The organism is Pseudomonas sp. D1-36, assembly GCF_051132205.1.
In the GTDB taxonomy this organism is placed as follows: domain Bacteria; phylum Pseudomonadota; class Gammaproteobacteria; order Pseudomonadales; family Pseudomonadaceae; genus Aquipseudomonas.
Genome location: NZ_CP071674.1, coordinates 4,050,360 through 4,072,309, shown reverse-complemented (window position 1 = coordinate 4,072,309; position 21,950 = coordinate 4,050,360). Strand labels below are relative to the sequence as shown.

Here is a 21,950-nt window from a genome sequence, read left to right as displayed (position 1 = left end):
CATCCATGGCACGCATTCTGCGTAGGAACCCGTATACAAACCACGCCGGCTCCCGTGCGCAGTGTGGTGGACAATCAAACGCGGGAGCACGGCGGCCACCCAAGGAGCCCCGCAATGTCCGAGCAATTGCCCAACGGCTACAGCCCCCGCCTCTATAACGAAGACCTGGGCCCGCTGCCGCAGAAATGGAATTGGTACAACATCTTCGCGTTCTGGATGAGTGATGTGCACAGCGTCGGCGGTTATGTGTTTGCTGCCAGCCTGTTCGCCTTGGGCCTGGCGAGTTGGCAGGTGCTGATTGCCTTGCTCGGCGGGATTTGTATCGTGCAGTTGATCGCCAACCTGGTCGCCAAGCCGAGCCAGCAAGCGGCGGTGCCTTATCCGGTCATTTGCAGGCTGGCGTTCGGCGTGTTCGGGGCGAACATCCCGGCGGTCATTCGTGGGCTGATCGCCGTGGCTTGGTATGGGATCCAGACGTACCTGGCGTCCAGCGCTCTGATCATCGTGGTCCTGCGGTTCTTTCCTTCGATGGAAGTCTACGCGACGCCACATTTTGCAGGTTTGTCCTACCTCGGCTGGTTCGGTTTCCTTGGGCTGTGGTTTGTCCAGGCGCTGGTGTTCTGGACGGGCATGGAGTCGATCCGTCGCTTCATCGACTGGGCCGGGCCGGTGGTGTATGCCGTGATGTTCCTGCTGGCCGGCTGGATCGTCTGGAAGGCCGGCTGGAGCAACATCAGTTTTACCTTGGCGGAAAAATCGCTGTCCGGCTGGCAGGCATTCGGCCAAGTGATCGTGGCAACGGCCCTGGTTGTGTCGTACTTTTCCGGCCCTACCTTGAATTTCGGTGATTTCAGCCGGTACTGCCGGAGCATGTCCGACGTACGTCGCGGCAATTTCTGGGGGCTACCGGTGAATTTCCTGGCCTTTTCCCTGGTGACCGTGGTGATCGTTTCCGGGACGTTGCCAGTGTTCGGCGAGATGCTCCACGACCCGATCGCCACCGTGGCACGCATCGACAACGACGTGGCCGTCTTGCTGGGAGCCTTTGCGTTCGTCACCGCAACCATTGGCATCAACATCGTCGCCAACTTCGTGTCCCCGGCTTTTGATTTCGCCAACGTCGCGCCGAGCAAGATCAGCTGGCGCGCCGGCGGCATGATCGCGGCAGTGGCCTCGATTTTCATCACGCCTTGGAACCTGTTCAATAACCCTGAAGTGATCCACTACACCCTGGACGTGCTAGCGGCGTTTATTGGCCCGCTTTTCGGGATCCTGCTGGTGGATTACTACCTGATCAAGAAGCAGCAGATCGACGTTGATTCGCTATTCAATGATGGCCCGACCGGGCGCTATTACTACAGCGGGGGCATTAACTGGACAGCAGTCAAAGCGTTGATCCCGGCGACGCTGATGGGCGTGGCGATCACTTTCACGCCGCTCCTCCAGCCAATGGCCAACTTTGCCTGGTTCACCGGTTGCTTCCTTGGAGGCGTGTTGTATTTCGCCTTGGCCCGACGCCAACCCTTCCTACACCTGAACCCGTCGTTAAACCCGGTCGGCCCGGCTTGATCAGCGCAGGGCGGTCTGGGCGCAAGGTTTCACCGCGCTCGCATTGGTGGGCCGCAGCAACAGGCCGCCCGCCAGCACCAGGCCGCTGCCGGCAACGATCAATGCCGGTTGCAAGCCGCCGCTGAAGTGACTGCTCAGTGCCGCCAACAGGGGGCCGCTGAGTTGGCCGACGGCGAAGCATGCGGTCAACAAACCGATGTTGCGCTGGGTGGCATGGGGCGCCAGTTCCCGGGCGCGCATCACCATCAATTGCATGCAGGCCAGAAACGGGGCGCCACACAGGATCACGCCCAGCGCCAGGCCTGTGCCACTGCCCAGCATGCAGGCAAACACGCCCGCGGCTTGCAGCCATAAAGTGGCCATCAACCACCGGGCAGTGGTGTCCGGGTTCGGCCGCCGCAGACTCACCAACAGCACGCCCGTGGCGGCCGCCAGGCCGAAACAAGGCCAGAACAGATCCGCCTGCCATTGCCCGTGGAACTGCGCCGAAGCCATCTGCGACAGGAACGTCGCCGGTATGATGTAGCCCACGCCATACAAGGCGTAGACCACGCAAAGCCGGGCGATGCCGCGATTGCTGGATGCAACGACGGATGCTGCTGGGGCGGCTGCCGACGTGGGTTTCGGCAGGGCCGGCAGGATCACCAGCAACATCAACAGTGCCGCGCCGGCATATACCAGCCACAACACGTCGGAGGTCTGGCCCAGCAGGTTCGAGCCAAGGGCCAACAAGCCTGTGAGAGAAATCCCCAGCCCCGGTCCGGCGAATACCAGTGCACCAAGGCGTGGCCGTCCTGCCGCCGCAGCCAAGGGTTGGCTGAGGGCGGTGATCATCACCATCACCCAAGCGCTCGCCACGCCTGTGCCGAAGCGCAGCGCCAAGTGCGGCCAGAAGCCCCAGGCCCAGAACGACGCCAGCGTCAGCAGCACGCACAACCACAGGCCGCCCAATAAACGCCGCTGTACCTGTTCGGCGCGACGAGCAAACATGGCGTCCAGCGCCCCGAGGAAATAACCCAGGTAGTTGGCGGCGGCGATCAGACCGGCGGCGGTCAAGTCCACCTGGCCTTCGCCGATCAAATGAGGTAACTGCGGTGTAAGGGCGAAGCGGCCGATGCCCATGGCCATCATCAGGGCTATGAAACTGGCGAGCAGGCGAATCAAGGGCGACATGGTCGTACTCCAGCGCTGAGGCGAATGACCGTCAGGCTAGGACTGATTGACTTTCATTAAAAATGAATAATAGTGAGTAACTTGTTCTTTTTTGGAGAAGGTCATGGAGTTCAGCCAACTTAGGATTTTCCAGGCCGTGGCCGAGGAAGGTTCGATCACCCGGGCTGCCGAGCGCTTGCATCGGGTGCCGTCGAACTTGTCGACGCGGCTCAAACAGCTCGAAGAGCAGTTGGGCGTGGATCTTTTCCTAAGAGAGCGTCAGCGTTTGCAATTGTCGCCTGCGGGAAAAGTCCTGTTGGACTATGCGACCAAGCTGTTTGCCCTGCATGACGAAGCCCACGCGGCGGTGCAGGGCGGTCAGCCGGCCGGGGATTTCCTGCTCGGCACCATGTACAGCACGGCAGCGACGCATTTGCCTGATCTGCTGGCGGCTTATCACCGGGCCTACCCGGCGGTGAACCTGCAAGTGCAATCGGGGCCAAGTGGCGAATTACTTGAAGGCCTGCTCACCAATCGCCTCGACGCGGCGCTGGTGGACGGCCCGCTGGAACTGGCGGGGCTCGATGGCGTGCCGTTGTGCGACGAGCGGCTGGTGCTGATCACCGAGGCTGACCACGCACCGGTACGCAGTGCGCTGGACGTGCAAGGCCGCGCAGTGTTCACCTTTCGCCGGGGCTGTTCGTACCGGATGCGCCTGGAGGCCTGGTTTGCCCATGATCATGCAACCATGGGTCGGGCGATGGAGATCGAGTCCTATCAGGGGATGCTGGCGTGTGTCATCGCCGGGTCCGGGGTGGCGCTGATGTCCGAGTCGATGCTCGCCAGCCTGCCGGGGCGCGAGCGTGTGATGGTCCATCCACTGGCTGAGCCATTTGCGAGTGCGACAACGTGGTTGATGTGGCGTAAAGGCATGGTCGGAGCCAACCTGAACGCCTGGATTGAGATGCAACAACAAGCGTGGCCGCGGGCGCCAATGATGACGGCGCAATCGGCTTGAACTCACAGCCTGGGATTCGGATCAATTCAGTAACAGATCATTGCAATCTGTAACGAGCATTGCGTAGGACTTCGGACTATTATCAGTGCGAAGGGGCCACAGAAATCTGCCGCTCGCACCACCTGAGGGGGCACCACGATGAAAGAGAAAATCCAGAACTGGCTTCACGACTTGGGTGTCGCGCTCGGCCTGATCGAGCCGCCCATGCAGCCGATACCGATCCGCACTGACGATGAGCAACGCCGCCGCCAGCCGCGCCGCCGGTAAACACCGCCGAATTTGGAGAGATCGCAGCTGCGGACCATTTCAGTCGAGATGGCCCGCAGCTGCGATCTTTTTATTTCTGAAAGACAGAACCTGGGGGAGGGAGCTTGCTCGCGATAGCGGTGACCGGCATGCATCCATGTTGAATGTACCGCCGTCATCGCGAGCAAGCTCGCTCCCACAGGAATCTCTTCTTGCCGAGAGTTGACGATCAAGCCGCCTTTGGCACCACATTCGACCGTGGCGAAAGCAGGCTGACCACCACGAAACTCACCAATGCCACGCTCAGGCTGTAATAGATCGGCGTATTCGCGTCCAGGCCATCCTTGACCATGAAGAACAGCGCGGTCACGAAGCCCAGCGACATGCTGGTAATCGCGCCGGCCGTGGTAGCGCGTTTCCAGTAAATGGCGCCGATCAGCGGGACCAGCATGCCGCCCACCAGCAGGTTGTAGGCCAGGGTCAGGGCGCTGATCACGTCGCTCACCACCAGGGCGATCGCCAGGACCACGGCGCCCAGTAGCAGGGTTGCGATGCGGTTTTCATGGACGTCGCCGTTGCCGCTTTCACGACCCTGGCGCAGACGCGGCAGCAGGTCCTGGACCACGGTGGTGGAGGCTGCCAACAGACCCGCCGCCGCAGTGGACATCAGCGCCGCGAGGGCTGCGGCGATTACCAGACCGCGTATCCCGTTGGGCAAGCTGTGTTGCACCACGCTGGCAAAGGCGTTGTTGACGTTTTCCAGGTCCGGCAACAGCACCTTGGCGGCCATGCCGATCAGCGCACCGGCCAGGCCGTACAGCACGCAGTACAGGCCGGCGGCGGTGCCGGCGACTTTTGCCACGCCTTCGCTGCGGGCGGTGAACACCCGTTGCCAGATGTCCTGGCCGATGAAGATGCCAAAGAAGTAGATCAGGAAGTACGTGATGATGGTGTCCCAGCCAATGGCCGTGAAATCGAAATAGCGCGCCGGCAAGGCCACCACCATCGCGTCCCAGCCACCCGCGTCACTGATGGACAGGGGCATCAGCAAGAACACCAGGCCGATGGTCATGATTAGGAATTGCACGATGTCGGTCAGGGTCAGCGACCACATCCCGCCAATGGTTGAATACAGCACCACCACGCCGCCGCCCACCAGGATCGAAACCCAGAAGGGCAGGCCGAACAGCACCTGCATGACCGTGCCGATGGCGATGGTCGAGGTGGCGCCGATCATCAGCGCGTAGACCAGCATGATCAATGCGCTGGCATGGCGTGCGGCCGGGTTGTAACGGCGCTCTAGCACTTGGGTCACGGTATAGATCTTGAGCTTGAGCAACGGCTTGGCGAGAAACAGGCTCAGCCCGACGATGCCCAGGCCGATGGCGCCGCACAGCCAGAATCCGGAAATGCCATGGACATAGCCCAGGCGCACGGTGCCGATGGTCGATGCGCCGCCGAGCACGGTGGCGGCCATGGTGCCCAGGTAGAAGCCCGGGCCGAGGTTGCGTCCGGCGACGAGGTAGTCGTCACGGGTCTTGGCGCGGCGCATGCCGTACCAGCCGAGGGCGATCATGCCGGTGGCGTAGATGAGAACGACGATTAAATCCAAGGCCATGATGGCGTGTCTCCGATTTTATTTTTTATGTACGGGATGAAGTGCTGCCGTCCCTGGCGAACGAGCGTTGGTGGCGAGGGAGCTTGCTCCCGCTCGACGGCGCAGCCGTCGTCGCTTTTCAGTTCAGAAAACCGGGGCTGCTGCGCAGCCCAGCGGGAGCAAGCTCCCTCGCCACGGAATTTGTCAGTCAGGCGGCCTGCCGGAGCGCTGGTTTCGTGAGCGGCGCTATGCTCCGCGGATCCTGCGGCCCATACACCGCCGCCGGTTCCGGAAACAGCCCCAGCAATGCCAGGTACACCACCGAGGCCAGCCCCAGGGTCACCGGCAGGCTGATGTCGATCCCACCGGCCAACTCACCCAGCGGCCCGACGAACTGTCCCGGCAAGTTGACGAAGCACAGCCCGACCAATGCGCTGGGAATCCACGCTCCCAGACCGCGCCAGTTCCAGCCGTGGCTGAACCAGTAGCGTCCGCCGGTCTCGCCTCGGGTGAACACTTGCAGGTCATCCGGGCAGTAGAAGCCGCGGCGCACCAGCAGCCCGATGATCATGATCACCATCCACGGCGTGGTGCAGGTGATGATCAGCACGGCGAAGGTCGAGACGCTCTGCACAAGGTTTGCCGCGAAGCGGCCGATGAAGATGAAGGCAATCGACATGACGCCGATCAGCAGCGTCGCCTTGACCCGCGACAGCACCCGTGGGAATACGCTGGACATGTCCAATCCCGTGCCATACAGCGATGTGGTGCCGGTGGACATGCCACCGATCACCGCTATCAGGCACACCGGCAGGAAGAACCATCCCGGCGAAACCGCCAGCAGCCCGCCCACGTAGTTGTTTGCCGCGATGTAGTCCGGCGCCTTGGTCGCCACGATGGTGGCGGTGGCGAGGCCGAACAGGAACGGGATCAGCGTTGCCAACTGAGCGGCAATCACCGCCAGCATGATGTGTCGCTTGGGGGTATTTCGCGGAATGTAGCGCGACCAGTCACCCAGGAAGGCGCCGAAAGAAATCGGGTTGCTCATGGCCACCAGTGCCGCGCCGATGAAGGCGGCATAGAAGCCTGTTTGGCCGAGGGCGACCGTGCCGGCGAACTGGCTGTCGAAACTCGGCGCGAAGGCGAAGATGCCCAGCAGGAACAACAGGCTCGCGGCCCACACGGCGATGCGATTGACCCACAGCATGAAGCGGAAGCCGTAGATGCACACCGTCAGCACCAGCAGGGCGAACAGGCCGTAGGCCAGGCCCAGACTCAAGTCGGTTTCCGGCACACCGACCAGCCGCTTGGCGCCGCCGATCAGCGCGTCCCCCGAACTCCATACCGACAGGGAGAAGAACGCGATAGCGGTCAGCAGCGACAGGAACGAGCCGACGATCCGGCCGTGAACACCGAAATGCGCGCCGGACGAAACCGCGTTGTTGGTGCCGTTGAGCGGGCCGAACAGGCCCATCGGCGCGAGGATGATCGAACCGACCAAAACCCCCAGCACGATCGCCCAGACCCCGGCCTGGAACGAAAGGCCGAACAACACCGGGAAACTGCCGAGCACGGCGGTGGCAAAGGTATTGGCGCCGCCGAAGATCAGTCGAAACAGATCACCCGGGCCGGCGGTTCGTTCATGGTCCGGGATCTGCTCGACCCCGTTGGTTTCAATCTGCGTAAGGCTTTTATCGTTATTGTTATCCATGATCTGCTCCGATCATCAAGGCGCGTTCATCGTGCGTGAACGTCGCCTGCTTGGCTAAGGGGGTGGCAGCCCTTCCGGCATTGCGGACAAATGTTCATGACAGGCCAGCCATAGGCCTTGTTGTTCTTGGCGAAACACGATGGTTTCGCGCTCCTGGCTAAAGTGAAGCTCCCCTTGCATGCGCAGCTCGGTGGCCACGTCATGGATGAAAATCGCCACGTTCCCTTGCAGGCTGACGAAGGCGTTGCTCGAGGTGCAGCTCAGCACCTCGAAACCATCCTCGGACCGCCAGCGATCCCACAACGCCTGGTAGGCATCGCGCGACAGCAGCGGCTGTTCGAGGGTGTGGAACACGAAGCTCGCATCGGTGCTGAACGCACCGAAGTAAGCCTCGCGATCGTTGCGGGCGAAGGCCGACACCAGATCGGCGGCGGCTTCGAAGACTTGATCTCGATCGTTCATGGCCGCGCCTCAGCGATGAACCACGCCGGGCAGTACGCAGAGCATCTCGTACAGCAGGTTCGCGCCCAGCAGCGAGGTGTTGCCGGTGGTGTCGTACGGCGGCGAAACTTCTACCAGATCGCAACCGACCAGGTCGAGGCCCTGGCAGCCGCGGACGATTTCGATTGCCTGGATGGTGGTCAGGCCGCCGATTTCCGGGGTGCCGGTGCCTGGCGCCCAGGCCGGGTCGATGCCGTCGATGTCGAAGCTCAGGTACACCGGGCCGCCGCCGACTTTCTCGCGCACTTCAGCCATCAACGGCGCCAGGGATTTGTGCCAGCACTCTTCGGCCTGGACCACGCGAAAGCCCTGGTTGCGACTCCAGTTGAAATCCTCGGCGGTATAGCCCTGGGCGCGAAGCCCGATTTGCACCACGCGGTCGCAATCGAGCAGCCCTTCTTCCACGGCGCGGCGGAAGGTGGTGCCGTGGGCGATTTTCTCGCCGAACATGTGGTCGTTCACGTCGGCGTGGGCGTCAATGTGCACGAGGCCGACCTTGCCGTGTTTTTTGTGGATCGCCCGCAAAATCGGCAGGGTAATGGTGTGGTCACCGCCCAGGGTCAGGGGGATGACGTTGTGTTCGAGGATCTTGTGGTACGACTCCTCGATGATTCGCACGGCATCGAGCAGGTTGAAGGTATTGATCGCCACGTCGCCAATGTCCGCCACCGACAAGGAGTCGAACGGCGCGGCACCGGTGGCCATGTTGTAGGGGCGGATCATCACGGATTCGGCGCGGATTTCGCGCGGCCCGAAACGGGTGCCGGCGCGCAGGGACGTGCCGATGTCCAGCGGCACGCCGACAAAGGCAGCGTCCAGGCCGGCGGCGGTGGGCACGTGGGGAAGTCGCATCATGGTGGCGATGCCGCCGAAGCGCGGCATTTCGTTGCCGCCCAGTGGTTGGTGAAGAATCTTGTCCACGGGTAGGGCCTCATCGTTTGTTTTATTTATCAGGGGCCGATTCTGCGAAAAGCCTGTGCCGTGAAGAATCGCTGGCGGCAAATACTTAGTTCAGATTTTTCTAAACTAATGGCGGGCGGGGCGATAGACTCCGATCCGGCGCAGTTGTAGCGGACATGATGCCCCCTGTGGCGAGGGAGCTTGCTCCCGCTGGGCTGCGAAGCAGCCCCAAAACCATTCACCTCGGTGTATCAGGTAGATCGCGTGGGCAGGTTTTGCGACGGCTGCGCCATCGAGCGGGAGCAAGCTCCCTCGCCACAAGAGCGCTACTAAGCCCTGAGTAATTCGGAGACCCCCATGGCCAACGCTCTACCCGACCTGAAACTGCTGCGCATCTTCGTCAGCGTGGTCCGGCACCAGGGGTTTGCCAACGCGCAGCACGAGCTCAACCTCTCCACATCCGCCATCAGTACCTACATGAGCCAACTCGAATCGGCCCTGGGCCTGGTGCTCTGTCATCGCGGGCGGGGTGGGTTCAGCCTGACCAGCAAGGGCGAGTTGTTCCATCAGGAAACCTTGCGCCTGCTCGGCGAACTCGAAGGCTTCGAGCAATATGCTGCGGCCCTCAAGGGCGAGTTGCGCGGCACCCTGAACCTGGGGGTGATCGATTCCACGGTGAGCGACAAAGCCTTGCCGTTCGCCGAAGCCATCGGCGCGTACAGTCAGGAACACCCGGCGGTGCATCTGCACCTGTCGGTCCTGAGCCCTTACGAATTGCAACTCGGCGTCCAGGACAACCGCCTGGACCTGGCCATCGGCGCGTTTTCCACGCGCATGAGTGGGCTGGTCTACATGCCGCTGTACCGCGAGCAGCACTGGTTGTATTGCAGCAGTCGCCACCCGTTGTTCGGTGAACGACGTATCCCGGAGCAACTCATCACCCAGCAGCGCATGGTCGGACGCGGTTACTGGAGCCAGGCCGAGCTGGCCCGCCATGGCTTCAAGCACAGCGCGGCGACAGTGGAAAGCATGGAGGCCCAGTTGATCCTGGTACTGTCGGGCGCCTACATCGGTTATCTGCCCGAACATTACGCTCAGGCCTGGGTCGACAAGGGCGATTTACGCGTGCTGCTGCCGGCGACGTTTGGTTATCAGGCGCCGTTCTCGATGATCGTTCGCCGTGGCCGCAGCCGCGAGCCGCTGATCCAGACCTTCCGTGATCTGCTCAAAGCTCAACTGAACCAGGCCTGACCATGTCCAGAATCCACTGCCCACGTTGCCTCAGGCCGCAAAGCCATTGCCTGTGCCCTTTGATCCCCAGCCTCGACAGTCGCACCCGCGTGTTGCTGTTACAGCATCCCAGCGAGGTGAACCATGCCTTGAACACCGCACGGCTGGCGGCGTTGGGGCTCAACAATGCCGAATTGATCGTGGGCGAGGTGTTCGAGGATCTGTCACGGCTGCTCGATCAACCGGGTTACCGGGCGCGGTTGTTGTTTCCCGCCGACGATGCGCAGCCGCTGCAAGCCTACACCCCCTGCGATGAGCCGCTGCTGTTGGTCGTTCCTGACGGCACCTGGCGCAAGGCCCGCAAGTTACTGCACCTCAACCCGCTGCTGGCGGCACTGCCAAGGGTGACCTTGGCCGACGGCGGCGTGTCCCGCTATCGTTTGCGCAAGGCGCCAGGGCCAGGGGCGTTGTCGACGGTGGAGGCGATCGCCCAGGCGTTGCAGACGCTTGAGACACCGGTGAGTTTCGAGCCGTTGTTGCGGCCGTTCGAGGCGTTGATCGAGGGGCAAATTGCGGCGATGGGAGAGGAGACTTACCAGAAGAACCATGGAGGGGTATAGAGACCCCTGTGGCGAGGGAGCTTGCTCCCGCTCGGCCGGTCCGACGCCTCGGGCGCAGCCGTCGTAAAACCTGCTGGCGCGGTCTGCCTGACACACCGAGGTGAATGGTCTTGGGGCTGCTGCGCAGCCCAGCGGGAGCAAGCTCCCTCGCCACTAGATCGGCGTAGATTCGGATTACCGCTCGCGCATCGCCTCGGTCCGCGCCTTCAACACCGGCTTGAGCAGGTAGTCCAACACACTTTTCTCCCCGGTGATGATGTCCACTGTCGCCACCATTCCCGGAATGATCAGCAACGGTTTCGCGTCCCCACCCAAGTGGTTCTTATCGGTGCGCACCTGGATCAAATAGAAACTGTTGCCCTTGTCGTCGGTGATGGTGTCGGCGCCGATCAGCTCGAGCTTGGCGCTCAGCCCACCATAGATCGTGTAGTCGTAGGCGCTGAACTTGACCATGGCTTTCTGGCCTGGGTGCAGGAAGGCGACGTCCTGTGGGCGGACCTTGGCTTCGATCAGCAGGTTGTCTTCCAGGGGCACGACTTCGATCATGTCGCTGCCCGGCTGGACCACGCCGCCGATGGTGTTGACCTTCATTTGCTTGATTACCCCATGCACCGGCGAGACTACGGTGGTGCGGGTCACGCGGTCATCGATGGCGATGCTGGAGGCGGTGATTTTCGACAGTTCCGTGCGTTTCTCGTTGAGCTCCTTGGCCGCGTCGGAGCGGAAGGTCTGTTCCGATTCGTCGATCTTGCTCTTGATCTCATTGATGGCCGACTCGGCCCGAGGGATCGCCAGGGTGGTGGCGTTGAGCGAGCCGCGGATTTCCACCGCGCTGCGCTTGAGCCGCAGAATCTCCACCGGCGACACCGCCCCGGTACGCACCAGCGGTGCCGACATGTTCATCTCTTCCTGCAGCAACGCCAGTGCCGAGCTGAATTGGCCTTGCTTGGAGCGAAACTCCGCCAGTTCCTGGGTTTTCTGCCGCAATTGTTCGGTCAAGGTCCGTTGCTCGCTGGCCAGGCGACGCTGGCGCTGCTCATGGAGCGCACGCTCGTCCTCGGCCACTTGTGGCGCCTTGCCGGTCACTTCGCTGGATAACTGCAATGGTCGTCCTTCGGCCTCCGCCGACAAGCGTTCGACCTGGGCCATCAACGCATAACGGTCGGCCTCGCTCTCGCCCTTGTTCGACAGGAACCGCGTGTCATCCAGGCGCAGCAAGGTGTCGCCCTTGTTCACCATCTGGCCTTCGCGCACGAAAATCTCGGTGACGATGCCGCCCTCCAGGTTCTGGATCACCTGGATCTTGCTCGATGGAATCGCCTTGCCTTCTCCGGTGGTGACTTCCTCCAGGACCGCCAGTTTCGCCCAGACCAGCCCAGTGACAATCAGCCCGGCCGCCAGCCAGACAGTGACCCGCGAGCGACGGGGCGAGTCCTGCAGCGTGGCACCGGCGGTTTCCGGCATGAACTCGCTTTCAGCGCTTTTGCTGAAGCTGCCGAAGTAGCTTCGGGCGGCTGAATCGGATGTTTGAGCAGACATGGGCGGTACCCGTTGGTTAAATGAAATAGAGCTGGATGCTGCTTCTTGTGGCGAGGGAGCTTGCTCCCGCTCGATGGCGCAGCCATCGCAAAACCAGTCGATGCGGTCTGTCAGATACACCGAGGTGAATGGTTCTGGGGCTGCTTCACAGCCCAGCGGGAGCAAGCTCCCTCGCCACAGTGTTAACCCTGTCCCCGGACCAAACAGATTATGTGTTGGCTTCTACACCGCAGCAGAGCCCACCCGTCCCTTGCGCAGCGCATCGATCACCGCGTCCTTCGGTCCGTCCGCCACGATCCGCCCGTTATCCAGCACCACCAACCGGTCAACCAGGCTCAACATCGAGGTACGGTGGGTGACCAGCAGCACGGTCTTGCCTTGCACATGGGTATGAAGCTTCTGGCGCAGAGTGTCTTCGCTGCTGTTGTCCATGGCGCTGGTGGGTTCGTCCAGCAGCAGGATCGGCGGATCGAGCAACAAGGCCCGGGCCAGTAGCACGGCCTGGCGTTGGCCGCCGGACAGCAGTTGCCCGCGTTCGCCCACCGGGCGGTCGAAGCCTTGGGGATGTTGACGGGCCAATTCGGTAACGCCGGTCAGTTCCGCCACTTCCAGCATGCGCCCGTCGCTGATGTAGCGCGCGCCGAGGGTGAGGTTGTCCCGCAGGCTGCCGGCCAGCAGCGGCAAGTCATGGGCGACATAGCCGATCTGCTGACGCAAGTCGGCAACGTCCAGTTGCCGCAAGTCCAGGCCGTCCAGCAGCAACTGGCCTTGCTCCGGCGCATAAAACCCCATCACCAGCCGCGCCAGGGTGCTTTTGCCCGAGCCGCTGCGGCCGATGATCCCGACCCGTTCGCCGGGCTTGAGGCTGAAGCTGACATCGGCCAGCGCCGGAGCGTCCTGGCCGTTGTAATGGAAGGTGATGCCGCTGATGTCCAGGGCACCTTGCAATTGGGTTCGGTCCAGCGGGCGCTGCTTGGCGTCGCGCTCCTGGGGCAAGGCCATCAGGGCATCGGTGCTGCGCATGGTGAGCTGCGCTTGCTGGTAGCGGGTGATCAACCCGGCGATCTGCCCGAGCGGGGCCAGCACGCGGCTGCCGAGCATGTAAGTCGCCACCAGTGCGCCGACGCTGAGGTTGCCAGCGATGATGCTGTAGACCCCGGCGACGATGGTCGCCATGCCCGCCAGTTGTTGCAGGAACAACGTGCCGTTGGTCGCCAGAGCCGAAAGATTGCGCGCATGGCTGTCGAGGCGGGTGAGGGCGCCGTGGGTGCTTTCCCACTGATGCTGGCGTTCGCTTTCGGCGCTGCAGGCCTTGAGGGTTTCCAGGCCGCCGAGGGTTTCGATCAGCAGGGCTTGGCGCTGGGCGCCCAGGGCCAGGCTTTTTTGCACGGTGTCGCGCAGGCGCGCCTGGATGATCATCGCGAATACCACGGTGATGGGAAACGCCACCACCGGAATCACCACCAGCCAACCGCCCAGCAGCCCAATCACCACCAGCATCAGCAGGGCGAAGGGTAGGTCGATCAGGCTGGTAAGGGTCACGGCGGTAAGAAACTCCCGCAGCCCTTGGAAGTCATGGATGCTTTGGGCGAATCCGCCGATGGTCACCGGCTTGGCTTTCATGGCCATGCCGGTGATGCGCTCGAACAGGGTGGCGGAAAGAATCACGTCGGTTTTCTTGCCGGCGGTGTCCAGCAGATGAGCACGCACCACCCGCAACACGAGCTCGAAACCGGTGCCGATCAACAGCCCGACGGCCAGCACCCACAACGTGGAGGTGGCCTGGTTCGGCACCACGCGGTCGTAGGTCTGCATGACGAACAGTGGCACCATCAAGCCCAGCAGATTGATCAGGAAACTGGCCAGGATTGCGTCGCTGTACAGCCAGCGGGACAGTTTCAAGGTGTCGCGAAACCACGCTTCGACCCGTGGCACCAGAGGCGCGCGCAGGTCTTCAAGCTCATGGCGCGGCCGGGCGAAGAGCGCCTGGCCGCTGTAATCGGTGGTCAGTTCCTCGCGGCTGACCCATTGTTCACCGCCATCGGCCTCGCTGGGCAGGATCAGCGCGCGACCGTCCTCGCCCCAGCGCCGCAATATCGCGCAGCGGCCCCCGGCGAGGATCAGCATCACTGGCAAATTCAGCGCCGATATATCCCCCAGCTCGCGGCGCAACAGCCGCGCCTGCAAACTGGCCCGGGCCGCTGCGCGAGGCAGCAGGTCCAGGCTCAGACGTTGGTGCGCCATAGGAAGCCCGGCGCTGAGGCTGGCGCGGCTGACGGTCGCGCCATGGAGTTTGCAGAGGATCAACAAGCCGTCCAGCAAGGGATCATCGAAGTTCAAGCGCGGGTCGGTGCCGGGAATTGCCGGTTCCATGCGGGTCATGCTGATCACTCCCACTGGATTACTTCAGTTCCGGCAGCCGTGCCTGGTTCTTGACTTCGGTCTGCGCGACCGCATCGGCCGGCAGCACGATCCGCTGTTTCTGCAGCAGCAGGCCCATGTTCGCCAACACCCGGTACATCGAATACTCCTCGGTGTAGCGCACCTCGGTGTAACGGCGGTTGGCGTTATACAGCTCGTTTTCACTGTCGAGCAGGTCAAGCAGTGTGCGTTGGCCGAGGCCGAACTGATCTTGATAAGCCGCGCGCACACGAGAAGTGGTGTCGGCGTATTCCCGGGCGGTCGGCGTCTGTTTGCGGGCGTTGAGCATTGCGTTCCAGGCCAGGCGGGTGTCTTCGTTGAGCTGGCGCAGTGCGTTGTTGCGGATGTCCATCGCCTGGTTGATCTGGTGGGCGTTGGATGCCAGCCGCGCCTTGTCGCTGCCGCCGCGGAACAGGTTGTAGTTCATCACCACGCCCAGCCGCCAGTTGTTGTCGTGGCCTTCCTCGCCACCCAGGTTGTTGTTGGCGCCCACGGCTGCTTCGGCGTCGAAGCGCGGATAGAACGGTGATTTCGCCACCTCGTATTGGCTTTCGGCGGACTGGATGTCGGCCTGGGCCGATTTCAGGTACGGGTTGTTATCCACCATGCTTTGCTGGGCTTCGCGCAGGTCCACGGGGATCTCGCCTTTGGTGGACGGTGGGGTTTCCAGCTCATCGGGCATGCGCCCGACCACGCTGTAGAAATTTGCTTCCGCGTCCGCCAGGTCGACCTGGGCGGTGTCGTAGTTGTTTTCCGCCAGGGCCCGACGTGCATTGGACTGATCGGAGTCGGCGGTACTGCCCACGCCGCGCTCGGTGCGCAGGCCGATCTGGTCATTGACGCGCAGGTGCGCTTGCAGGTTGTTCTTGGCCAAGGTCACCAGTTCGCGACGCTTGAGCACTTCCAGGTAGACCTCGATGGTCCGCAGCGCCAGATCCTGCGCGGTGCCCTGGGCGTAATAGGCCCGGGAATTGACCACGCCCTGGGTACGTTCCACTTCATTGGCGGTATTAAAACCGTCGAAGATCATCTGCCGCAGGCGCAGTTCCGACTGGGTGTAGGTCAGGATGTTGGTGTGATGGTTGCCCAGTGCCCGGGTATTGGTGTTGTCGCTGTAGCCACGGCCATAACCGGCGTTCAAATCCACCGACGGAAAGAAGCCTCCTCTGGCGACCTTGACGTCCTCGTTGGCCGACAGACGGCTGTCTACCCGTTGCGCCAGTTCCGGGTGAGTCGCGATGGTGCTCTGGATCGCCTCGGTCAGGGACATCGCCTGAACCTGAGAGGAGCAGGCCATGGCCAGTAGAACCGCGCTGCAGAGGGGGGTAAGAACGCGCATGGGGTGCTTCTCCTGAGGTCTGTTGTACTTCGTTGTCGCCAGAATATTGACGTTTAAAAGATCAAAACCGTTTCAACCTTGTAACAACACAGCTAAGAACATCCTAGGAAAAACCTAAGAAGAATTTCTCATAACAGTTATTCCAAAAAAAACTTATGAGCTTGGAAAAATCCAGCACATTGTTCAAAGCGAAAGCCTCGCCGAATAAGGGTTTCGTCGGTTTGTAGGCGTCAATAAAAAGTTCCACATAATTTTTGAAACGATGTGAAGAGGTGCTAAGGGTTCAAAAGTGAGACAGTTTTGAGTGACGTTTTTTTGTCGTTATGGCAATTTGACTGTCCCTCGTACGGTCTCGAAAGCTGGCAGATTTTCCAAATTCTGGCGGCTACCCAGCACCGATCTTCACCCAGACAGGTGCCGACTGTGGTTGGCAGCGGAGGGAATGCACATGGCAGCGCTCATCGGTACCGTCAGCAAGGTGGTAGGGCAGGTTTTCGCACAGGACGTCGGCGGGCTGCGGCGTCCTCTGGTCGAAGGTGACCGGCTGTATGCCGGCGAGCACCTGGTCACCGGGGCCGAAGGCGCTGTCGCGGTGCAGTTGCAGAACGGCCATGAGCTGACCCTGGGTCGCGGCAGCGACTTGACCTTGACCCCACAATTGCTCGCCGATCAGCAGGCGCCGCGGGTGGACACGCCGCAAACGCCGACGCCCAGCGAGGCCCAACTGACCGATGTGCAGAAGCTGCAGCAAGCCATCGCGGCCGGCGCCGACCCGACCCAGACTGGCGAGGCCACGGCCGCCGGGGCCGAGGGCGGCAACCCCGGCGCAGTGGGCGGCGGGCACAGTTTTGTGTTGCTGGAAGAAGTCGGTGGACAGGTCGATCCACTGATCGGCTTCCCCACCGCAGGCTTCAATGGCATACCCGAATTTCCGCTGCTGGAGGTGGCGGCTGACCCGGATGGCGACGACGCAGCCGTTGCGCCGGTCATTCCTGAAACCCCAGACAACCCCGTCACCCTCGATGGCCTGACCGTGGACGGTGGCGAATTGACCGCCAACGAGGCCAACCTCGCCGACGGCACCGCCAGTAATGCTGGTGCATTGGTGCAAAATGGCACCTTTACCATCTCGGCTCCCGACGGCCTGAGCAGCTTGAGCATCGGCGGCATCAGCGTCATCACCGGTGGCGTGCCCGCAGGTTTCCCGCAGTCCATCACTTCGGCCCTGGGCAACACGCTGACGATTACCGGATACGACCCCGCCACTGGCGTCGTCACCTACAGCTACACCTTGACCGACAACGAAGCGCATCCGGCGGGCGGTGGTGCCAACACCATCAGCGAGCAATTCCCGGTGGTGGCAATCGACACCGACGGTGATACCGCGAACGGGAGCCTGGACGTCAACATCACCGACGACGTGCCCCAGGCGATCGACGACAGCCACGCCAGTACCGCGTCGGAAACCCTCGTGAGCCTGACCGGCAACGTTTTGCCCAACGATCACCAGGGTGCGGACCGCATTCCCACCGGCCCTGACAGCGGGCCGATCATTGGCGGCACATTTACCGGCACCTACGGTACTTTGGTTCTCAATCCCAATGGCACCTACACCTACACGCTGAACACCAGCGATCCGCAGTTTGTCGCGTTACACGGTGGCGGCAGCGGCACGGAAACCTTCACCTACACCCTGACCGACGCCGATGGCGACACCAGCACCGCGAACCTGGTGCTGCAAGTCCACAACAACGACGACCCGGTGATCATCACCGGCCTGGATACCGATGGCGGCGAGCTCACGGTCCAGGAAAACAACCTCGACGACGGCAGCAGCCCGGACACGTCGGCGCTGACGCAAAACGGCACCTTCACCGTGACCGCGCTGGACGGCGTGCAGAGCCTGAGCGTTGGCGGCATCACCGTGGTCAGCGGTGGCGTGGCCGCCGGATTTCCACAATCGATCACCACGGCGCTGGGCAATACCCTGACCGTGACCGGCTTCAACGCCGCCACGGGCGTGGTCAGCTACAGCTACACCTTGCTCGACAACGAAGCCCATCCCAACGCCAACGGCGCCAACAGCCTGGGCGAGCAATTTACCGTGGTGGTCACGGACGATAACGGGACCACGGCCACCGGCAATCTGGACGTGAACATTGTCGATGACTTGCCTACCGCTCATGCCGACTCCGCCTCGGTGGATGAGGGCGGGACGGTCAGCGGCAACGTTCTCAACAACGATGAGGGCGGTGCCGATGGGCCTGCGGCAAGCGGCGCGGTGATCGGCGTTCGCGCTGGCAGCGATACCTCGACCTCGGCCGTTGGCGGCCTCAATACCCAGATCAACGGCAGCTATGGTTACCTGACCCTGGACGCCAATGGCAACGCTGTGTACCACAGCAATCCAAATGCCGTCAGCGCACCGGGTGCCACCGACGTGTTCACCTACACCGTGCGCGACGCCGACGGTGACGAAAGCACCACCACCATCACCATCGACGTGCATAACAGCTGCCTTGTCGCCGCACCGGATGATGAAGTCAGCGTGCGTGAAAGTGCGCTCGACCTGAACCAGGACGGCCAGGACCTGGCTCCCGGCACCGTCACCGGTAGCCTGCCGAACGCCACCAGCGAAACCGCCAGCGGCAGCCTGCTGGACTCGGTGACCGGTGCCGTTGGCGCCGTCACGTTCGCCCTGGTCGGCAATGCCACCGGCGCCCACGGTCAACTATTGCTCAACCCGGACGGTTCCTACACCTACACCCTGACGTCGCCCGCCACGACAACGCCCGCCGCCAACGATGGCCCGAATGAACTGAGTGAAAGCTTTACCTATCAGGCCACGGATGCACTCGGCAACACCGTCACCAGCACCATCGTCATCAATATTGTCGACGATGTGCCCAAGGCGCATTGCGATACCGCCGCGGTGGTGGAGGGCGGGACGGTCAGCGGCAACGTTTTGCACAACGACGTGCTTGGTGCCGACGGTGGCACGATGGTTGGCGTGCGCGCTGGCAACGACACCTCAAGCCCCGCCAACGGCGGCCTCAATACGCAGATCAATGGCGCTTATGGCTACCTGACGCTGGATGCCAACGGCAATGCGGTCTATCACAGCAATCCGGACTCCGTCGGCGCGCCAGGTGCAACTGATGTGTTCACCTACACCGTGCGCGACGGTGACGGCGATGAAAGCACCACAACCATCACCATCGATGTGCACAACAGTTGCCTGGTTGCCGAGACCGACCATGACATCACCGTCTACGAAAAGGCCCTGGACCTGAAACAGGACGGCCAGGACTTGGCGCCCGGCACCACGACCGGCAGCGAGCCAGGCTCCACCAGCGAAACCGCGACTGGCTCCCTGGTAGGCTCGGTCACTGGCGCAACCGGAGCCGTCACGTTCGCCCTGGTGGGTGATGCCAACGGCGCCCACGGCCAATTGTCGCTCAACCCCAATGGTTCCTACACCTATACGCTGACGTCTGCGGCGGCAACGTCGCCCAATGCCAACAATGGCCCAAACGTATTGACCGAGAACTTCACTTATCAGGCTACTGACGCCCTGGGCAACAGCACCACCGGCAACCTGGTGGTCAGCATCGTCGATGACGTACCCAAGGCTGTCGCGTCCGAGCGTTCGGTCACGGCGACCGAGATCGACTCGAACCTGCTGATCGTGCTCGACGTCTCCGGCAGCATGAAAGATGCCTCCGGTGTCCCGGGGCTTTCGCGAATGGACCTGGCCAAGCAGGCGGTCAGCGCCTTGCTCGACAAATACGACGACATGGGCGACGTGAAAGTCCAACTGGTGACCTTCAGCGGCAGCGCCACCGACCAGAGTGCCGTCTGGGTGGACGTTGCAACCGCCAAGACGCTGATCGCCGCGCTGAAAGCGCACGGTGACACCAATTACGACGCGGCAGTGGCCACGGCCCAGACTGCGTTCGCAACCTCCGGCAAACTGGCTGGCGCACAAAACGTTGGCTACTTCTTTTCCGACGGCAAGCCGACCTTGGGCGAAATCGGCTCGGCGGACGAGGTCGCGTGGAAAGCCTTTCTCGATGCCAATGGCATCAAGAACTACGCCATCGGACTGGGCAGCGGCGCGAGAAACATCAATCTCGATCCGCTGGCCCACGACGGCAGCACCCACACCGACACGAACGCGGTCGTGGTCACCGACCTGAACCAGCTCAACTCGGTGCTTTCCGGCACCGTGCAGGGCGTGCCGGTCACCGGCAGCCTGCTCGGGGAGGGCGGTTCGTTCGGCGCCGACGGCGGATTTGTGAAAAGCCTCCTGGTGGACGGCACGACCTACAGCTACAACCCGGACGCCAACGGTGGCCAGGGAGCACTGACTGCCAGCGGCGGCACCAATCATGGGGTCTTCAATACGGCGACCAACACGGTCAGCATCGCCACCGGCCACGACGGCACTCTGGTGGTGAACCTCGACACCGGGGCGTTCAGCTACACCTCCCAGACCACCACCGGTACGTTGATCACCGAGAACATCGGCTACACCCTCAGTGATAACGATGGCGACCTGGCCAGCTCCAACCTGGTCATCAAGGTCCAACCCAACAGCCCGCCGGTGGCGATCGATGACAACGTCATAACCAACGTGCTGTCGGGCAATATCGTAGTCCCCGGTGAGCTGTTGCTGGGCAACGACAGCGACGCCAATAGCGACCCGCTTACCGCGTCGCCGACCAGTTTCAACACAGGCTGGGTTGCCAAGGGCGCGGACTTCACCGGCAGCACCGGCACCGCAAGCTTCGCCGGCAACAACGTCCAGTCGATCAACCTGAACCGCAGCGCCTTCGTCGCCAATGCCGCGAGCATGACAGCGGTGCTGGTAGTCAGTGGCGCGCTGGGGGCGGTGTCGAACAGCAACGCCAACGATGAAGACCGGCTCAACATCAGCCTGAAGCAGGGCGAAACCCTCAAACTGGATCACAACCTGGCCGCGGGCCGCATCGCCATGGAGTACTCCTTGAATGGCGGGCCCTTCATCGCGATCAGCGACGGTGCCTCGTTCACGGCGGCGGCGACTGGCAACTACCAGATCCATGTGACCAACATTCCCAATCCTGGCAATGGCAACGGCAATGGCTCGGAAAACTACCAGCTGACCCTGACGGTCAACTACGCGGGCGCTCAAAACAGCACGCCGGATTTCCATGGCACCTACACCGCCAGCGACAACCACGGTGGCAGCGATAGCGCCGGGGTAGGCATCAGCTATCAAGCCGGTCACACCCTGACGGGGACGGCGGGCGACGACGTGCTGCTGGCCGGCAATGGCGACAACGTGCTGAACGCCGGCGGTGGCGACGATGTTCTCAGCGCGGGCTCTGGCAATAACGCCATGCACGGTGGGGCAGGGGATGATGTGCTCTACAGCGGCGTCGGCAACGACCTGCTCGACGGCGGCACCGGCAACGATACCGCCAGCTATGCCCATGCCACGGCAGGCGTCACTGTGAACCTCGGCCTGCTGGCCGCGCAAAACACCCTCGGGGCCGGGACCGACACCCTGGCCGGCATCGAAAACCTCGTTGGCTCGAATTTCAACGACACCCTCACGGGCGACGGCTCGGGCAATCGCATCGATGGCGGCCTTGGCCATGACGTGCTCAACGGCGGGGGCGGCGACGACATTTTGATTGGCGGCCTGGGCAATAACATCCTCAGCGGCGGCAGCGGCGCGGACACCTTCCAATGGCAGGCTGGCAACAGCGGCCACGACGTCATCACCGACTTCACCCCGGGCCTGGACAAACTCGACCTGTCCCAACTGCTACTGGGCGAAAACGGCAGCGCGGCGTCCCTGGACGACTACCTGCACTTCACCGTCACCGGCACCGGCGCATCGGTCGTGACCAGCATCGACGTCAGCAGCACCGCGGGCGCCACGCCGAACCAGACCATCGACCTGGCCGGCATCGATCTTGCCAGCCATTACGGGGTGACGCCGGGATCGGGTGGAATGATTGGCGGGGCTGATACGGCGACGATCATCAATGGGATGCTGAATGATCATTCGTTGAAGGTGGATACGGTTTGAGCTGAGCATAAATGACAACACCCGG

General features: G+C 62.4%; 14 protein-coding genes. 6 read left to right on the top strand and 8 right to left on the bottom strand.

The genetic code is table 11. The features are described from left to right. The first annotated feature begins 114 nt into the window (after positions 1 to 114). A complete protein-coding gene (locus tag J3P76_RS18015; protein ID WP_434562925.1) occupies positions 115 to 1,569 on the top strand; it encodes an NCS1 family nucleobase:cation symporter-1 in 1,455 nt (484 codons plus the stop codon). On the opposite strand, the gene J3P76_RS18010 is transcribed toward J3P76_RS18015, so the two are convergent. Then, positions 1,570 to 2,742: an MFS transporter gene (locus J3P76_RS18010; RefSeq protein ID WP_434701061.1), complete on the bottom strand. Its 1,173-nt coding sequence runs from the start codon at positions 2,740 to 2,742 to the stop codon at positions 1,570 to 1,572. It abuts the gene before it with no gap. 103 nt (positions 2,743 to 2,845) lie between these two features. Between J3P76_RS18010 and ptrR the strand changes: the two genes are divergently transcribed. Beyond that, the gene (ptrR, locus tag J3P76_RS18005; protein ID WP_434562929.1) at positions 2,846 to 3,739 is read left to right on the top strand and encodes a putrescine utilization regulator PtrR; all 894 of its coding nucleotides are present in this window, start codon (positions 2,846 to 2,848) and stop codon (positions 3,737 to 3,739) included. A 138-nt stretch (positions 3,740 to 3,877) separates the two neighbouring features. Next, the gene (locus tag J3P76_RS18000) at positions 3,878 to 4,006 is read left to right on the top strand and encodes a PA1414 family protein (RefSeq protein ID WP_256222727.1); all 129 of its coding nucleotides are present in this window, start codon (positions 3,878 to 3,880) and stop codon (positions 4,004 to 4,006) included. Positions 4,007 to 4,214: 208 nt separating this feature from the next. Here the strand turns inward: J3P76_RS18000 and J3P76_RS17995 are convergent, their stop codons facing one another. The 4 genes from J3P76_RS17995 to speB all read right to left on the bottom strand — a co-directional run bounded on the left by J3P76_RS17995 (position 4,215) and on the right by speB (position 8,715). After that, positions 4,215 to 5,603 (bottom strand): sodium:solute symporter, encoded by a 1,389-nt coding sequence (locus J3P76_RS17995; protein WP_434610202.1) that lies wholly within the window; start codon positions 5,601 to 5,603, stop codon positions 4,215 to 4,217. 187 nt (positions 5,604 to 5,790) lie between these two features. Further along, the gene (locus J3P76_RS17990; protein ID WP_434610204.1) at positions 5,791 to 7,293 is read right to left on the bottom strand and encodes a purine-cytosine permease family protein; all 1,503 of its coding nucleotides are present in this window, start codon (positions 7,291 to 7,293) and stop codon (positions 5,791 to 5,793) included. A gap of 54 nt (positions 7,294 to 7,347) precedes the next feature. Then, the gene (locus J3P76_RS17985; RefSeq protein ID WP_434610206.1) at positions 7,348 to 7,755 is read right to left on the bottom strand and encodes a YybH family protein; all 408 of its coding nucleotides are present in this window, start codon (positions 7,753 to 7,755) and stop codon (positions 7,348 to 7,350) included. A gap of 9 nt (positions 7,756 to 7,764) precedes the next feature. Further along, entirely contained in the window at positions 7,765 to 8,715 is a 951-nt protein-coding gene (gene speB / locus J3P76_RS17980; protein ID WP_420767428.1) for an agmatinase, read from the bottom strand. 336 nt (positions 8,716 to 9,051) lie between these two features. Between speB and J3P76_RS17975 the strand changes: the two genes are divergently transcribed. Next, positions 9,052 to 9,945, top strand: a complete 894-nt coding sequence (locus tag J3P76_RS17975) for a LysR family transcriptional regulator (protein ID WP_420767427.1) — start codon at positions 9,052 to 9,054, stop codon at positions 9,943 to 9,945. A 2-nt stretch (positions 9,946 to 9,947) separates the two neighbouring features. Continuing rightward, positions 9,948 to 10,544, top strand: a complete 597-nt coding sequence (locus tag J3P76_RS17970) for a tRNA-uridine aminocarboxypropyltransferase (RefSeq protein ID WP_434562937.1) — start codon at positions 9,948 to 9,950, stop codon at positions 10,542 to 10,544. A gap of 174 nt (positions 10,545 to 10,718) precedes the next feature. On the opposite strand, the gene J3P76_RS17965 is transcribed toward J3P76_RS17970, so the two are convergent. From J3P76_RS17965 to J3P76_RS17955, 3 genes are all read right to left on the bottom strand, one after another. Then, positions 10,719 to 12,083, bottom strand: a complete 1,365-nt coding sequence (locus tag J3P76_RS17965; protein ID WP_420767425.1) for an HlyD family type I secretion periplasmic adaptor subunit — start codon at positions 12,081 to 12,083, stop codon at positions 10,719 to 10,721. Between the two features lie 222 nt (positions 12,084 to 12,305). Further along, on the bottom strand, positions 12,306 to 14,465 hold the full coding sequence (locus J3P76_RS17960) for a type I secretion system permease/ATPase (RefSeq protein WP_434610212.1): 2,160 nt from the start codon (positions 14,463 to 14,465) through the stop codon (positions 12,306 to 12,308). 19 nt (positions 14,466 to 14,484) lie between these two features. After that, a complete protein-coding gene (locus J3P76_RS17955; RefSeq protein ID WP_420767423.1) occupies positions 14,485 to 15,843 on the bottom strand; it encodes a TolC family outer membrane protein in 1,359 nt (452 codons plus the stop codon). Positions 15,844 to 16,291: 448 nt separating this feature from the next. Here J3P76_RS17955 and J3P76_RS17950 point away from each other — a divergent pair, with 448 nt between their 5' ends. Next, positions 16,292 to 21,925 carry a retention module-containing protein gene (locus J3P76_RS17950; RefSeq protein WP_434701060.1) on the top strand — a complete coding sequence of 1,878 codons (5,634 nt, stop codon included), beginning with the start codon at positions 16,292 to 16,294 and terminating at the stop codon, positions 21,923 to 21,925. The last annotated feature ends 25 nt before the right edge of the window (positions 21,926 to 21,950 follow it).